General features: G+C 46.5%; 17 protein-coding genes and 1 tRNA gene. 3 read left to right on the top strand and 15 right to left on the bottom strand.

The window, feature by feature from the left end; all coding sequences use genetic code 11:
- Positions 1 to 11: 11 nt before the first annotated feature.
- The 12 genes from U2H13_RS04775 to queG form a co-directional block, all read right to left on the bottom strand.
- Positions 12 to 545: an NAD(P)H-dependent oxidoreductase gene (locus tag U2H13_RS04775; protein ID WP_003155386.1), complete on the bottom strand. Its 534-nt coding sequence runs from the start codon at positions 543 to 545 to the stop codon at positions 12 to 14.
- Between the two features lie 24 nt (positions 546 to 569).
- Positions 570 to 2,165 (bottom strand): MFS transporter, encoded by a 1,596-nt coding sequence (locus U2H13_RS04770; RefSeq protein WP_003155387.1) that lies wholly within the window; start codon positions 2,163 to 2,165, stop codon positions 570 to 572.
- Positions 2,166 to 2,205: 40 nt separating this feature from the next.
- A complete protein-coding gene (locus U2H13_RS04765) occupies positions 2,206 to 2,871 on the bottom strand; it encodes an HlyD family secretion protein (protein ID WP_007610259.1) in 666 nt (221 codons plus the stop codon).
- A gap of 36 nt (positions 2,872 to 2,907) precedes the next feature.
- Positions 2,908 to 3,372: a MarR family transcriptional regulator gene (locus U2H13_RS04760; protein WP_003155389.1), complete on the bottom strand. Its 465-nt coding sequence runs from the start codon at positions 3,370 to 3,372 to the stop codon at positions 2,908 to 2,910.
- A gap of 186 nt (positions 3,373 to 3,558) precedes the next feature.
- Positions 3,559 to 4,737, bottom strand: coding sequence for a sporulation protein YhbH (gene yhbH / locus U2H13_RS04755; RefSeq protein WP_017417325.1), 1,179 nt, complete (start codon positions 4,735 to 4,737; stop codon positions 3,559 to 3,561).
- Between the two features lie 190 nt (positions 4,738 to 4,927).
- Entirely contained in the window at positions 4,928 to 6,823 is a 1,896-nt protein-coding gene (gene prkA, locus U2H13_RS04750; protein ID WP_003155391.1) for a serine/threonine protein kinase PrkA, read from the bottom strand.
- 358 nt (positions 6,824 to 7,181) lie between these two features.
- Positions 7,182 to 7,892, bottom strand: a complete 711-nt coding sequence (locus U2H13_RS04745; RefSeq protein ID WP_109566805.1) for a hypothetical protein — start codon at positions 7,890 to 7,892, stop codon at positions 7,182 to 7,184.
- 11 nt (positions 7,893 to 7,903) lie between these two features.
- Complete coding sequence (locus U2H13_RS04740; protein ID WP_053285082.1) at positions 7,904 to 8,617, bottom strand: polymer-forming cytoskeletal protein; 714 nt, start codon at positions 8,615 to 8,617, stop codon at positions 7,904 to 7,906.
- Positions 8,608 to 9,240 carry a YhbD family protein gene (locus tag U2H13_RS04735; protein WP_015417094.1) on the bottom strand — a complete coding sequence of 211 codons (633 nt, stop codon included), beginning with the start codon at positions 9,238 to 9,240 and terminating at the stop codon, positions 8,608 to 8,610. The genes U2H13_RS04740 and U2H13_RS04735 overlap by 10 nt, the downstream gene beginning before the upstream one ends.
- A gap of 136 nt (positions 9,241 to 9,376) precedes the next feature.
- Positions 9,377 to 9,859, bottom strand: coding sequence for a tRNA (uridine(34)/cytosine(34)/5-carboxymethylaminomethyluridine(34)-2'-O)-methyltransferase TrmL (gene trmL, locus U2H13_RS04730; RefSeq protein ID WP_007610253.1), 483 nt, complete (start codon positions 9,857 to 9,859; stop codon positions 9,377 to 9,379).
- Positions 9,860 to 9,895: 36 nt separating this feature from the next.
- Positions 9,896 to 10,807, bottom strand: a complete 912-nt coding sequence (locus U2H13_RS04725) for an amidase domain-containing protein (RefSeq protein WP_038461770.1) — start codon at positions 10,805 to 10,807, stop codon at positions 9,896 to 9,898.
- Between the two features lie 76 nt (positions 10,808 to 10,883).
- Positions 10,884 to 12,044 carry a tRNA epoxyqueuosine(34) reductase QueG gene (gene queG / locus U2H13_RS04720; protein ID WP_022552810.1) on the bottom strand — a complete coding sequence of 387 codons (1,161 nt, stop codon included), beginning with the start codon at positions 12,042 to 12,044 and terminating at the stop codon, positions 10,884 to 10,886.
- Positions 12,045 to 12,128: 84 nt separating this feature from the next.
- On the opposite strand from queG, the gene U2H13_RS04715 reads away from it, so the two are divergent.
- Positions 12,129 to 12,752: a hypothetical protein gene (locus tag U2H13_RS04715; protein WP_167408959.1), complete on the top strand. Its 624-nt coding sequence runs from the start codon at positions 12,129 to 12,131 to the stop codon at positions 12,750 to 12,752.
- A gap of 90 nt (positions 12,753 to 12,842) precedes the next feature.
- On the opposite strand, the gene U2H13_RS04710 is transcribed toward U2H13_RS04715, so the two are convergent.
- Positions 12,843 to 12,916 (bottom strand) — tRNA-Gly (locus U2H13_RS04710).
- 189 nt (positions 12,917 to 13,105) lie between these two features.
- Here U2H13_RS04710 and U2H13_RS04705 point away from each other — a divergent pair.
- Together U2H13_RS04705 and U2H13_RS04700 are read left to right on the top strand one after the other, a co-directional pair.
- Positions 13,106 to 13,309 (top strand): helix-turn-helix transcriptional regulator, encoded by a 204-nt coding sequence (locus U2H13_RS04705; RefSeq protein WP_003155407.1) that lies wholly within the window; start codon positions 13,106 to 13,108, stop codon positions 13,307 to 13,309.
- Positions 13,306 to 13,773 carry a hypothetical protein gene (locus tag U2H13_RS04700; RefSeq protein WP_094295644.1) on the top strand — a complete coding sequence of 156 codons (468 nt, stop codon included), beginning with the start codon at positions 13,306 to 13,308 and terminating at the stop codon, positions 13,771 to 13,773. The genes U2H13_RS04705 and U2H13_RS04700 overlap by 4 nt, the downstream gene beginning before the upstream one ends.
- Before the next feature lie 20 nt (positions 13,774 to 13,793).
- Here the strand turns inward: U2H13_RS04700 and rpsN are convergent, their stop codons facing one another.
- Both rpsN and ssuD read right to left on the bottom strand, forming a co-directional pair.
- On the bottom strand, positions 13,794 to 14,063 hold the full coding sequence (gene rpsN, locus U2H13_RS04695) for a 30S ribosomal protein S14 (protein ID WP_007610245.1): 270 nt from the start codon (positions 14,061 to 14,063) through the stop codon (positions 13,794 to 13,796).
- A gap of 174 nt (positions 14,064 to 14,237) precedes the next feature.
- Positions 14,238 to 15,374 carry an FMNH2-dependent alkanesulfonate monooxygenase gene (gene ssuD / locus U2H13_RS04690; RefSeq protein WP_167408957.1) on the bottom strand — a complete coding sequence of 379 codons (1,137 nt, stop codon included), beginning with the start codon at positions 15,372 to 15,374 and terminating at the stop codon, positions 14,238 to 14,240.
- Positions 15,375 to 15,380 lie beyond the last annotated feature (6 nt).

Here is a 15,380-nt window from a genome sequence, read left to right as displayed (position 1 = left end):
TAACCCTCTCCTTACTGTCGTCCGGCAGTTAGATTACCTGTGACTTGGCTGACACGTCTGCCAAGCGCACGGCCTAATTGAAGGCCTTCTTCCGTCATCAGCACATCGCTGTCAACCGGGCATGTGACGCCCGCGCCGTAGTAAGAGCCGTACAGCGCGTTTTCTGGAACGTTGCCGGGAAGTCCGACAACAATCATGCCTTGGTGAAACATAGGAGTGATCAGATTGTGCATTGTCATTTCTAATCCGCCATGTGTTGTCGCCGTCGTACAGAATACGGCGCCGACTTTATCAATCAGCTCGCCTTCAGCCCACAGATAGCCGAGTCTGTCGATCCACGCTTTTAAGCCTGAACTGATGGTGCCAAAGTGTCCCGGGCATCCCCAAATAATGGCATCCATGTCTTTCAGCTTGCGGATGTCTGCTTGATCGACATGGTCGATCAGGACTTCAGCCTCAGCGTTTTCTCGTGCTCCTTCGGCAATGGCTTCAGCAAGGTGTTTTGTATGTTCGCCTTCACTATCGTACACTACGTAAATTTTCATTCAGGAAACCTCCCATTCAGATGATTAAGATTCCTTCACTTCTTTAGGGGCCGGAAGCAATGACAGCTCCTCTTTTTTCTTCGCCCGCTGTTTGTCTTTCCGTACGTCACGCAAGAACAGGCTCAGGACTACGCCGATAACCGCAAAGATCGTCGCCCACATAAACGCGTCATTAATCCCCATAACGTTGGAATTAAGTGAAGCTGTTTTGTAGAGATATGAATAAACGGTTTGTTTCGCCGCATCAAGCGACATGTTCATGTTGACCATTAAATTCGAAACCGCGCTTTGGAACGACTGCATGAAGCTTGGATCAGCCGTGCTCGTTTTATCCGCAATCTGCGAATAGTGCATTGTCGTACGGTTCGTATAAATCGTTGTGATCAAACTTGTTCCGATTGAACCGCTGATCTGGCGGAGCGTGTTGCTCATCGCCGTGCCGTGGCTGTTCAAGCGTGCCGGAAGCTGGTTCATTCCGGCTGTCATAACAGGCATCATTAACAGTGACATACCGAATGCGCGGATGGCATAGACAAGCATAATGTGCGTGTAAGGTGTGTCAATTGTCAATTTTGTGTACTGGAATGTCGTTGCGACCGTGATGACCAGCCCGATAATCGCAAGCGGTCTCGGACCGATTTTGTCAAACAGAATACCGGAAATCGGCGACATGATCAGCATGACAATCGCGCCCGGCAATAGCAAGAGACCCGATTGCAGCGCCGTAAAGCCGACTAAGTTCTGCAGGTAAATCGGAAGCAGGAACATTCCTGTGTAAAGCGCAACGGTAATAATGATGTTAATCACACTGGAAAGTGAGAAAATATCATATTTAAATACCCGGAAGTCGAGCATCGGTTTTTCAGAGCGCAATTGCTGAATGACAAACGCGGCAATCGCGATGACACCGACAATGACGGTAGAAAGCACGATCGGATCTCCCCAGCCGTCGCTGCCCGCTTCACTGACTCCGTAAAGCAATGAGGCAAATCCGACAATGGATAGAATCGCACCCAAGCTGTCGAGTTTGATTTTTTGCGGTTCCACCAAGTTCTTAAAGAGGAAAAACGCTATGATAATAACGATTGCCCCGATCGGAACAAGACCGTAGAACATAATGCGCCATGTGTAATGCTCGATGATCCAGCCGGAAAGAGTCGGTCCGACCGCCGGAGCAAACATCATCGCAAGACCGAAAATCCCCATTCCTTTCCCCCTGCTTTCAGGCGGGAAGATAAGCAGAATGGTTGTCATGACCAGCGGCTGCAGGATACCGCCGCCGACCGCCTGAATTAACCGGCCGATCAGCATAGTTGAGAAGTTAGGCGCGATTCCGCAGACTAACGTTCCCGCTGTAAAACAGAACATGGCTACGAGAAAGAGGCTTCTCTGTCCGAACCGGGTAATTAAGAACGCAGATAACGGAATCAAAACACCGTTGACCAGCATGTATCCGGTCGTAAGCCACTGAATCGTCGTCGCACTCACACCGAACTCGGTCATTAAGTGCGGCATCGCCACGTTAAGAAGCGTTTGGTTCAAGATCGCCAGGAATAACCCGGCCATAAGCACAATAAGCAATGTTTTAGGACTTTTTACTTGATTATCTGATTTAGCCACCTAAGACAACCTCCCTTCATGGTTTGATGACTGATCTGTATTATTCAGAGATTTTTACAGATGCGTTCATACCAGGAAGCACCTTGTCAGATGGGTTGCTGAGTGAAATTTTAACAGGAACTTTTTGCGTTACTTTTGTGTAGTTGCCGCTTGAGTTTGAAGAAGGCAGCATATCAAATGTTGAATTTGTCGCATAACCGATTTCTTCTACTGTTCCGTCAAATGTTGTATTAGGGTCGCCGTCAACAATTACGTCTACTTTGTTTCCTACTTCAATGTCTCTAATGTCTGTTTCTTTAATGTTTGCAGTGATGTAAAGATGTTTCATGTCAATTTCCTGGGCAATTGTCGTACCGGCTTGCACCATTTGGCCGTTTTTCACTTCGTTTTTCACGATTGTTCCATCCATGATGGCTTTTACGTCAGCATTTTGCTGTCCTTTAATTTTTGCAACAACGTCGTTTTTGCTTACTTCTTTCCCCTCATCAAGGTTCCAGTCAGTTACTTTACCCGCAGCAGGAGCTGTGATAGCAGCCATATCGCCGGCAACTTTTGCTTCATCGGTTTTTACATAGTGTGTGCTTTGATAATAGTAGTAAGCACCTCCGCCTATAATTGCAAGAACAACAATCAAACCGATAATGTTGGTCAGAATTAAACGTCCTCTGTTCATTTTGTTTTCTCCTTTCGTTTCTTCCTCTATCATTTTGTGGAATGATGATAAAAATATGTGGGGATTTTTTTATTTTCCGTTTTTCACTGCACAGCCGTTTGCAAGCTTCGTTAAACTTTCCGCAAGCTTGCGCAGGTACTGCAGTTCAGCGGTATTGAGCTGCCGGTATAAGACCGCCGCTTTTTCGGCATATTGAACAGCAGCTTTCTTTAGAAGTTCTTCCCCCTCTTCGGTTAACTGAATCATAACAACACGCCGGTCGTCGTGATAGTCGCTCCGAACCATTAGGCGGCGCTTATACAGAATATCGGTCATTCTCGTGACAGACGCCGGTTTCAGATCAAGCGACAAAGCCAGCCTTGAAAGCTGCGTGCTTTTGCTCTTATGTATTTTGAACATCAGCAGATACTGCAGTACTGTAATATCAAAAGGTTCAAGAACTGTCTCCAGAATCATTTTCTGCTTTTTATAAATCGATCTGGAAGTATCAAACAGTTGTTCAAAACTGAGCAAAGCGAGCTCTGATTCAATCACCGTATTTTCACCTCATTCCCTTAATAATAGTTCACAAGATAAAATATTAATAAATGAAAGAAGGTTTGTAAAGAGAAAAGTTTCATTTTTTAAGGATTTTTTTTATGCCGTTTTTTCTCTTTATTTTTAATTTAAAAAAGCCGGGTGAAGAACCGCGGCCGCACGATTCTTCACTCGGCTTTATATTTAATACGATGCTTTGCTTACACCGGCTTCCTCATTTTTAAAAAAGCTTTTCAGCGCTTGAAATACGTCTGATTTCTGTTTCAGGATGTAGTATTTAAATTTATCATCTTTGACATTTTTATAGGCGGACATGAGGGTGGAATGCCTGTTATATTGATTGACCTCCCCGTAACAGAACAGATTCGATTTTTTCATGATGTCATTGACGAGCTTTACGCACCGGGCGTTATCCGAAGTCAGGTTATCTCCGTCTGAAAAATGAAACGGATAGATGTTGTAGCGGGCGGGGTCATATTTTTCATCAATTAATTCAAGAGACTTCCGATAAACGGAGGAACAGATGGTGCCCCCGCTCTCGCCTTTCGAGAAGAAATCTTCTTCCGACACAACCTTCGCTTCCGTATGGTGGGCGATAAATTCGATATCAACCGTTTCATACTTTGTCCGTAAAAATCGTGTCATCCAAAAAAAGAAGCTCCTCGCCATATACTTTTCCCATACGCCCATCGAACCGCTTGTATCCATCATGGCTAAAACGACAGCTTTCGATTCCGGCTTCGTCACATCATTCCATGTTTTGTATTTCAGATCTTCCGGATAAATAGGGTAAAACGACGGCTTGCCTGTCATAGCGTTTCGTTTATAGGCCGACAGCATCGTCCTTTTCTTATCGATATTCCCTGTCAGCCCGGTTTTCCGGATATCATTGAACTCGATATCGGTATGGACGATATTGTCCCTTTCCTTTTGCTGCAGATTCGGCAGTTCTAATTCCTGAAACAGCGCTTCTTCCAGATCCATCAATGAAACTTCCGCTTCATAATAATCCTCGCCTGCCTGATCGCCGGCTCCCTGGCCTTTTCCGGCACCCTGCTTTTTATCTGCGCCGTCTCTTGCGACGACATCGCCGACTTCGCTGTCGCCGTCGCCTTGGCCGACATGTTTATTTTTATCATAGTTATAACGGATTTTATATTCATCAAGCGAACGAATCGGGATTTTCACGACATCTTTTCCGTTGGACATAATAATGCTTTCCTCAGTGACAAGGTCCGGAAGGTTGTTTTTTATCGCTTCCTGTACTTTCTTTTGGTGGCGCTGCTGGTCGTCAAAGCCTTTGCGATGGAGGGACCAGTCTTCCTCTGAAATCAAAAAATTTCCGCTGTCATTACGGGACATGAATTCCCCTCCTTAACCGTTATGGTCGTTTTACATGTGTATTCCGGCTTGGTCCTGTTTATGAAACAAGTCCGGCGAAAAGATTTATTTTTATCTTATGCCGGCCGGACTCTCCAATTGACAAACAATTGCGAAAAACAGACAAAAGAACCCGTCCTTTTACAGACGAGCCTCTCAATGAAATCAAACATCAGCGGTTTAACAAGCTTCCGACATACTTCAGCAGTTCATTAGCGCTAGTCGAATTATAGCCGTGTTCATCTATTAACCTTGCCACTACCTCATTGACCTTTTTAAGCTGCTGCTCATCCGGCGTTTTGGTGGAGGTCGTAATTTTCACCACATCTTTTAAGTCTGCGAACAGCTTTTTCTGAATCGCTTCGCGGAGTCTTTCGTGCGAATTATAGTCAAAGCGTTTTCCTTTTCTTGCATATGCGGATATGCGGATTAAGATTTCTTCGCGGAACGCTTTTTTCGCGTTTTCTGAAATGCCGATCTGCTCTTCAATGGATCTCATCAGTTTTTCGTCAGGATTCATTTCTTCACCCGTCAGCGGATCGCGGAGCTTATTTTTATTGCAGTACGCTTCCACATTATCTAAATAATTGTCCATGAGAGTTTTCGCGGATTCTTCATATGAATAGACGAACGCCTTCTGCACTTCCTTTTTGGCGATGTCATCGTACTCTTTTCTGGCGGCGGAAATAAAATTCATATACCGCTCTTTGTCCTCGGCGGAGATGGACGGATGCTGGTCGAGTCCTTCTTTTAAGGAACGCAGCACGTCAAGCGAATTGATCGATTCCATATTTTTTCTGATAATCGTTGAGGAAATGCGGTTGATGACATAGCGCGGGTCAATTCCGCTCATTCCTTCATCATGGAATTCCTTCTTCATATCCTCCAGATCAACGGAATTGTAACCTTCAACGCTTTCTCCGTCATAGAGCCTCATTTTTTTGACGAGATCAATATCAGAGCGGTTCGGTTCCTTCAGCCTGGTCAAAATAGAAAACATCGCTGCCACTTTTAATGTATGGGGGGCGATGTGTACGTCAGAAACATCACTTTCAGAAATCATTTTTTCATAAATCCGTTCTTCCTCTGACACCTTTAAATTATAAGGAACAGGCATCACGATGATCCTGGAGTGAAGGGCTTCATTTTTCTTATTGGCAATAAACGAGCGGTACTCCGTTTCGTTCGTATGCGCAACAACCAATTCGTCGGCTGAGATGAGCGCAAACCGTCCGGCTTTGAAATTGCCTTCCTGCGTGAGTGACAGAAGGTGCCACAGAAATTTTTCATCGCATTTCAGCATTTCCTGAAACTCCATCATTCCGCGGTTCGCTTTATTTAATTCACCGTCAAACCGATAAGCGCGCGGATCTGATTCCGAGCCGTATTCGGCAATCGTTGAAAAATCAATACTCCCCGTCAAGTCGGCGATATCCTGTGATTTCGGGTCAGACGGGCTGAAGGTTCCGATTCCGGTACGTTTATCCTCCGAGAAGAATATACGTTCAACCTTTACATCCTCAATTCTGCCGCCGTATTCTTCTTCAAGCCGCATGACATTAAGCGGAGAAAGGCTGCCCTCAATTCTGATGCCGTATTCTCTGTAGAAGTCGTCGCGCAGATGATGGGGAATGAGATGGAGAGGATCTTCATGCATCGGGCAGCCTTTAATGGCGTAAACAGCGCCGTTGTCTGTCAATGAGTAGGCTTCAAGCCCTTTTTTCAGCATGGTGACAAGAGTTGACTTTCCGCCGCTGACGGGTCCCATCAATAGTAAAATCCGTTTTCTTACATCGAGCCGCTTGGCAGCCGGGTGAAAGTATTCCTCCACGAGCCGTTCCAGAGATTCCTCAAGGCCGAACAGCTCCCTCGAGAAAAAGCTGTATGTCTTTTTACCGTCATCCTCCTCGATTCCGCTGTCTTTTATCATATTAAAAACGCGAGAATGAGCAGACTGCGCGACCAATGGATTTTCTTTTATGATCTCCAAATAATCAGCGAACGTCCCTTCCCATTTGAGACGCTGCTCTTCCTCTCTGTACTTTTCAATTTTCTTTAATATATCCATAAGAACCTCCTCTATCATGGTTAATGCACTAGAAATAAGGTACTTTGTTACAATCTATGCGGTGACGTGATAATACATGCTTTTCGTTTCTTAAAAATAAAGACGTTATAAGGCCGTCATTGACAAGGGTCCGGTGCACCGTTCATAATGAAAGAAATACAGTTTCATCCAGACTCGGACATCAAATGGAAAAGCAAAGAGGAGGAGAAATGATGAAAACGATCATTTTACTTGGGGTCATTCTCACTTTTTTAGTATCCATTTTTACGGCGGGTTACGACAGCAAACCTGAAAACAAATAACGGCAAAAGGGTGCTCTTCATAAAGAGCACCCTTTCCTGTACAACATAACAATGTTTCATATTTGAATATGTTCTTGGACTGTTGATTTTTCATGAGATTTGCAGCTTGTTTGATACTCGATTTTTCCGATTTTGCAGCCCGGGCCGATTTCCACATGCTTTCCTCTGACGATGTCCGCTTCCGTGTATTCGAGGTAAATTGCGTCTCCTTCGATCAATTCAGCAGAAAGCGTGCCGGGTTTCCGTTTAAGAAAACCGGGTTTCCGTCTGACGTTGATCGATGTGCCGCCGATTTCTTTCACGCGGCTTCGGTCATAACGCAAATGGATGTTTACGTCCCCCGCGTTTAACAATCCCGCCACATTGATACATCCTGTTACATGAAGCAGCTCCGTCTCGCAATCGCCGCCGACGGTGAGACTGCCTTTTATATGACACTGCTCTCCCGCGGCCCCGCCGCCAATTTCAGCAAGTCCTTTCAGCCTCATCGTGGCGAAACGCATGGAGCCGCCGACTTTCAATGTGCCCATCACATTTGCTGAACGTGCTGATAAATCTCCTGCAACTTCATGCTCTCCGAAAATTTTCAGCCTGTTGATCTCGGCATCTCCGAGAAAAAGTCCCGTACCGAATATCCGGCAGCGTTCGCTTTGAAGTCCTTCGCCGACAGTTCCTTCCCCTTTAATGCTTACGTTTTGGTAGGAGCCGCCGGAGGCGTGTCCGGCTCCGTACATTTTTAAATGACTCAATTTTTTTGTCGTTTCCATCGCAGTTCCTCCTATCGTTTCACGACTTTGTTAACCAAAGCGGAAGGATCACATGTAAAATCGCCGCTGTATTCCACCGTCCCAATGGTGCAGCCCGCGCCGATCCGCACATGATTTCCGCGGACTGTCTTCGCGTTCGTGTCCGCCAATTCAATGATGTCACCCTCAATCAGCTCTGCTGTCAGCACCGGGGCCGGCATCAGCTTAAAACGCGTAAGCACGCTCTTTCTGCTCATCACTTTCAAATGGCGGCAGCCGATTTCTTTCACCCGGCTTTCTCCCGCCGCCAGCTTAATACTGACTTCATCGGCATTCAGCAGGCCGCCGATCTTGCATTTGCCTTCCGAACGGAACGTCTCTGTCTCGCAATCGCCTTCAATCCCGGCTTTCCCGGATATGAAAATATCATCAGCTTTCACACCGCCGCCGAAAGATGAAAATCCCGCGACGTTCAGCCGCTCCGTTTTGACATCATCTTTAATGACACCCGTTCCGTTGATACGGATGGATTCAGCTTCGGCGCTGCCGGAAATTTTCCCCGAACCGCTGATCGTCAGCGTTTGCGTCTTGACATGTCCGTCTGTTTTTCCGCTGCCGTTAAACAAAAGGCTCGTGCACTCCACATCACCTGACACCGTGCCGCTTCCGTTGATCTCCACTGTATGAAAACGGCCTCCTTTTGAACTTCCTGAACCGTTGATGACTAATTTATCTGTTACTTCCATTGATGGTCCTCCTGCATCCATTTCGTTTTTAATTCTTCCGATGCCGCAGCAAGCGCCACCCGTTCAACCACTTTGACAGTCGGTTCAAACAAAATATGTTCCGCGTCTGCGATGAAGCACGTCGTTACGCCAAGCTTTCGGAGCATGACAAGCTCCGTATTCGCTTTCAGCTCGGAAGCCTCATACGTTTTCAGCACCCCTGCCGCCAATTTTCCTTCCTCAAGGCTGATATTGCCCGATTGCAAAAGCCCTTCAAGCACATATAAAGACAGCAGCGCGCGGGACGTGAATGTCACGCCGTCTTCGCCATAAACTTGCAGCGCGGCTTTTGAAATCAGTCCCTTTTGAAGCAGTTCCGCAGACGTTATATTGACATCAGTCATTTGCGGAGACAGCATTTCTCTCATTTCATCCAGAGACAGATTTTCTTTCATTTTCTGTATTTTTGAGATGCGTTTTAATATTTCCGCTCTCGGAAAAAATGTTTCCTGGCCTGTAAACGTCGATTTTCGGATAAACCATTCTTCAGGAATTAAATTTTTCCGTTTCCACCGGTACAGCTGCCCGTATGAAATTGATGTTTCTTCCAGCAATTCTTTTTTAGAAATCAGTTGCTCCTCCATGAATCCAGCTCCTTCGATGAATGTATTGTAACATAACACTGTTACGTTGTTAAGCCTGAAAATATAAAAATGCCGTGAACCGCTGCTGCCCGTCTTTTTATTCAATAAAAAAACGCCCGGATGCGGGCGTTTTTTCTCACGTCAAATCTCTGTAATTTTGCTGGCGCAGCGCTTCATATACAAGAATCGCGGCCGTGTTGGACAGGTTTAATGATCTCACATGCTCGGTCATCGGCAGACGCAGGCAGCGGTCCATATTGTTTTCGATCAATTCTTTCGGAAGTCCGCTCGTTTCTCTGCCGAATACGAAGAAAAAGTCTTCCTCCGTATTTGAGTAATCAAATGATGTGTGCGGCTTTTGGCCGAATTTTGTAATGAAGAAAAACTTTCCGTTCTCATATGCCTCAAATAATTCTTCCAATGAATCATGATATACGACGTTGACGAACTCCCAATAATCGAGTCCGGCGCGCTTCAGCATTTTATCATCAGTTGAGAATCCGAGCGGGCGGATCAAATGAAGCGTTGTGTCTGTTGCCGCACAAGTACGTGCGATATTTCCCGTATTGGCCGGGATTTCGGGTTGATATAAAACGACATGTAATGCCACGATGTTCACCTCTGTTTTTTATTCCGCCCACCATTATATCATTAATTACTCTTTTGTCGTATCATCCGTAATATGAAAAAACGCATATCTGATGGAAGGAGTATACGCCGTTGAATCCTCATATGACCAATATCTCATTCTGCTGTCATACGTTTGGGCATTGACGAGCGGCATATTGCTTTTATCTTTTGCGACCACGATCGCCGTATGATTAAAACGGCCGTCTCCTTCAAAATCATAGCAAATGATATCTCCGGGCATCAGTTCTTCAGCTCTTGATACTTGCACCGCGCGAAGCCCTGCCTTGGATTGGGCCAGATACATCTTCATCGAATGCGCGACCGTCCAGCTGTAGCTCCACGAGCTTGCCTTCATCCACCAGCCTGAGCCTCTGTTCGGATGCCCCCGCATCGGTGCTTTTCCGGCATGTAAACATTGGGAAATAAAATTGGTGCAATTATCGCTGAAATTTTTATAAGCGGGATTTCGTTTATTCCAAAACTTCTCCGCGTACTGCACGGCAGCCAGACGGTCGTATTGAAACGCCCGCCCGAAATCTTCCCGTTCACTCCGCTCATATTCAATTACGCTGTTTCCGTCAGAAAATCCAGCCGGTTTTTTCTTTACTTCCCGGTCTTTAATCAAAAGCTCATCATAGAGAAATGCAATCCGTTCCTCAATCTGCTCTTCTAAGTAAAGGTGTCCGTCATGCTCCTTGCACAAATATTCGAAATGAATCGTGTACATGACACATAACGTGCCGTCGTCCTCAAGACTGCTTTTGACAATGACGGCTTTTGCCTTCGCCTTCACGATATCAACTTTCCGTTTTTCAAACAGCTCTTTTTTTCTCGTCAGGACCTCAAGATCGCCGGCCTGCCCATTCTGCCTCATCTCGGTTCCGTTGATTAAATAATGAAGCCGGGCCTCCGCTAAATCTTCAATAATATGCTTCAAGCGCTCCACCCACCATACGATTTTATAAAGAAAAAACACTTGAACTCCGGCCAAGTGCTTTTTCTCTATACATATGTCAGGACCGGCCGGTTTTAGTCTTATCAGAAACCGATAACAGCTCCAGTCCCTTTTCAATTTCCCGTATGGCGTCCTCATCCTGCTCCTTTTGAAGCGCTTTTTCTAATTCCTCCGCATAATCAGGATCACCGATTTTCCCGATGGCCCAGGCGGCCGTACCCCTGATGACGGGGCGCGGATCTTGGTGCATCAAGGCCGTTAATTCCGGAAGAGACGAGGCATCTTTAAAATGAGCCAAAGCTAAAATCGCATTCCGCTGTATCGGCTTCTTGCCGCGCCATGATCCCGATACATGTCCGAATTTTTCTTTGAATTCGCGGTTGCTTATGGTCAAAAGCGGCTTTAACAGCGGCTTTGCGATTTCCGGATCAGGCTCCATCTGCGGATGAAGATGAAAATCTTTCCCCTTATTAATCGGACAGACCGTCTGGCACGTGTCACAGCCATACAGACGGTTTCCGATTTTCGTGCGGAACTCATCCGGCAAAAATCCCTTTATCTGGGTCAGGAACGAAATACAGCGCTGGGCGTTAAGCTGTCCGGGATTGACGAGTGCGCCGGTCGGACAAGCGTCTAGACATTTTGTGCACGTACCGCACATATCTTCAATCGGCACATCCGGTTCAAAGGGCAGATTGGTGATCATTTCAGCCAGATAGACGTAAGAACCGTATTCAGGCGTGGTGATCATGCAGTTTTTGGCGCTGAAGCCGATTCCCGCCCGTTCAGCCACGGCCCTGTCGGACAATTCTCCTGTATCCACCATTGACTTTGTGCGGATATCCTCATGTTTGCTTTGGAGAAAATTTTCCAGCAGATCAAGCTTTTCCCGCAGCACATCATGATAATCCTTCCCCCAGGAAGCTCTGCAAAAAATGCCGCGCCGCCCGTCTCTCGTGCTCCTCGGCGCATCTTTCATTTTGGAAGGATAAGCAAGGGCGATGGCGACGATTGATTTGGCTTTCGGGAGAAGCAAAGACGGAGTAACCCGTTTTTCAATATCCGGCTCTTCAAAACCGGATAAATAGCCGAGTGATTCCTGAAGAATCAGCCGGTCCCGCAGACTGTCGAACGTATCAGCCGTCGTAAACCCGATTTTGTCAACTCCGATGCTTTTGGCGTATTCGATTAATTCCTCTTTCAGTTTATGAATATTCATTTTTTGCACAGCCTCCTTTCTTTGTGATCAGGCTCCCGCACAGGTATAATAGAGTTTTATCATCCCGAAATGGAGTGAACACACTTGAACATCAGTTTAGATCCACTTATTGCTGAACGGGTGCCGGGGATCAAAGCGGCAGCCGTCTTATATGAACAGATCGAAGTCGGGCCTGCTCCGCAAATGCTGAAAGGCCGCCTCCGTTTATTTCAAGAATCTCTTTACTTTGATTATGCTGACGGCGGTATAGATGAGCAGCCTTTTGTTAAAGAGTGGGCGCGTATGATGGAACAGCTCAGTCCCGCCTTTTCAGGACAAAAAACGCCGATGGAGCTTATGCTCGGCGATATTTCCCGGGAACGATTCATTGAAAGTGTGAATTCAGCCCATGATACCATACTTTTTTTCTCCTTGAAATATTCATTGCCTATCATGGCGTATGACGCCGCAGAAATAGATGAACCGATTTCGATTACGATCGGAGAAAAAGAAAGCGTACTGTCCTTCTCCGGACCGGACGGCGTTTTCGGCGATTTCACCGGACATATCAATACATGCCCTGTCACGCCCGGCACAAAAGAAATGCTGCAGCTGATCTTTTTCCCGCCTTCATTTCATGCCGACGCGGCGGATGAGCTGCTATCATCCTTAACCAAAATGTTTGAACAAATTCACGGAGGCACGCATACCGTCTCTTGGCTTTCATAAAAAGACACGCCTTTCGTGTCTTTTTTCACATAAAAAAACGCAATACTTCGTTTATCAGAGAAACGAAACACTGCGTTAATAACGTATGTATGGAGCGGGTGATGAGAATCGAACTCACGACATCAGCTTGGAAGGCTGAGGTTTTACCACTAAACTACACCCGCATCAAAATTCTTTTTGTCAGTACCGCTTTGACGTTTCTAATATTACATGTTTATTTTTTTTTCGTCAAGGGAATGTTAAAAAATTTGTCGAAAAAAATTCTTTTTTTGTCCACATGTTAAGTTGGGTTTACATTTTGTTAAGAATTTCATACAATACGAAAAAGAAGAAAACTTGAGGTATGCGTGATGATGAAAAATAAAGTAAAAGAGCTGAGAGCCAGATTCGGCTATTCTCAGGAAACGCTCGGAAAAGAAGCCGGAGCCACCAGACAGACGATTGCAGCGATTGAAAAAGGAGATTATGTGCCTTCACTTTTATTGGCGCTTAACATCTGCCGGGCTTTCTCCCTGCCGATGGAGGAAGTTTTCTGGCTGGAGGAGGAGAAAAAATGAGTTTGAAAAGAAAAGCGTGTTTTCACCTTGCACTCTACGGATTGGCCTGCTGGACGCTTATTTCCTTTATGGAAGCGGCGCCGCGGATCGCCCAGTTTTTCCAAACGGAGGGGAGCGGTTCATTTGAGCTGAATATCACTCCGTTTCTGCTGTTTACCGTTTGTGCCGCATTGTATATCTATGCCGAAAAGAAAAAACGAAACGGCAAAAAGCACAAGCTTGTGCCCGATGAATTTGAGGAACAGGATGAAAGAGAACGAATGATGACGGCTAAAGCTTGCCGTTCCTCGTATATCGCCGTTTACTTCTCATTGCCGGCCGCAGCCGTTCTGCTTTTGTTTTATCCGCTGATTCAGCCGCATCTTCCCTTTTTTCCGATTCTTTTGATTTTCATTCTGATGATGATTCAGCATTTGGCTTATGTTTTCACTTTTCATAAGCACGGCAAAAACTCCGGTTCATGACAGATCCGGAGTTTTTTACATTACCAGCTCGCTTTTTTCACCCCGGGAATCCGGCCTTTATGGGCCAGCTCCCTGAATGCGATTCTGGACAATTTAAATTTTCTCATATATCCGCGGGGCCGCCCCGTCACCGTACAGCGGTTATGAAGCCTGGCCGGAGCAGAATCACGCGGCAGTTTGCTCAGCGCTTCCCAGTCTCCTTTTGCCTTTAATTCTCTTCGGATGTCCGCATATTGTTCAACAAGCTTCTGCCGCTTGAGCTCTTTGATCACTTTTGATTTTTTGGCCATTTCAGCACTCCTCTCAAATCGTAATTATTACGTTTTGTATCATATCATCCATATGAGTATCGTGCAAGCTAAGCGCTTAAAAAGGCGGGTGAATACCCGCCTTCACTGCCGGCATTTCCCCGGAAATGAATCCGCAGAAAGCGCCCGCCGTCAATTATCCGCCTTGCGACGTCATCAGACTGTCGCTTTATTTCCTCTTGCAAAATGGTCGTTTCCCATTGCTTCACCCAGTCTGCGCTCAAGCTTTTTAGTCCGTTCATTCTGAAACGGCAGAAGCGGAAACACGAGTTCAGCCAGATAATAAGCTTCTTCCAGATGCGGATAGCCTGAAAAGATAAACGACTCAATGCCGAGTGCCTGATACTCTAAAATTCGAGCAGCGACGGTCTGCGGACCACCGACAAGCGCCGTGCCCGCTCCGCCTCTGACCAGTCCAATGCCGGCCCAGAGATTCGGGCTGATCTCAAGCTTCGTCCGGTCGCCGTTATGAAGATCGGCCATCCGTTTTTGTCCCGAAGAATCAGCGCGCCGGAGCGCAGCCTGCGCTTTCGCAATCGTCTCTTCGTCTAAATGGCTGATTAATCGTTCTGCCGCTTTCCATGCCTCTTTCTCAGTCTCCCGGACAATCACGTGAAGCCTGATGCCAAAACGCATTGTCCTTCCTTTCTTGGCAGCCTGTTTTTTAACGGTTTCAATCTTTTCTTTTACCTGCTCCGGCGGCTCTCCCCATGTTAAATAGACATCTGTATGTTTCGCCGCAGCCTCAATTCCCGCCTGTGATGAACCGCCGAAATATAATGGCGGATGCGGAGACTGTTTTGGCGCAAACAGCAGATTGCTGTTTTCCACTTTGATATGGTCCCCTTCATATGTCACCGTTTCGCCCCGCATGAGTCCGCGCCAGACGGTTAAAAATTCTTCAGTCGCCTTATAACGTTCATCGTGGCTGATAAACATGCCGTCTCCCGCCAGTTCATAAGGATCTCCGCCCGCTACGACATTTACGAGCAAACGGCCGTCTGACAGCCGGTCCATTGTCGACGCCATTCTCGCGGCGACAGACGGCTGCATCAGTCCCGGACGGACCGCCACTAAAAATTTCAAGTCACTCGTTTCCCCCGCTAAAGCGGCTGCCGTCAGCCACGGGTCTTCACATGATCTCCCCGTCGGCAGCAGAACCCCCGTATACCCGAGTCTGTCCGCCGCCTGTGCCACTTGCTTAAAATAAAGATGATCCGCCGTTCTCCCTCCCGTTTGCGTCCCTAAATACCGGCCGTCACCATGCGTCGGAATAAACCAAAGAATCTCCATATGAAT

Source organism: Bacillus sp. A1, from assembly GCF_042296235.1.
GTDB classification, from domain to species: Bacteria; Bacillota; Bacilli; order Bacillales; family Bacillaceae; genus Bacillus; species Bacillus velezensis.
The sequence above is the reverse complement of the archived record's forward strand: the minus strand, read 5'-3'. Positions and strand labels throughout refer to the sequence as shown.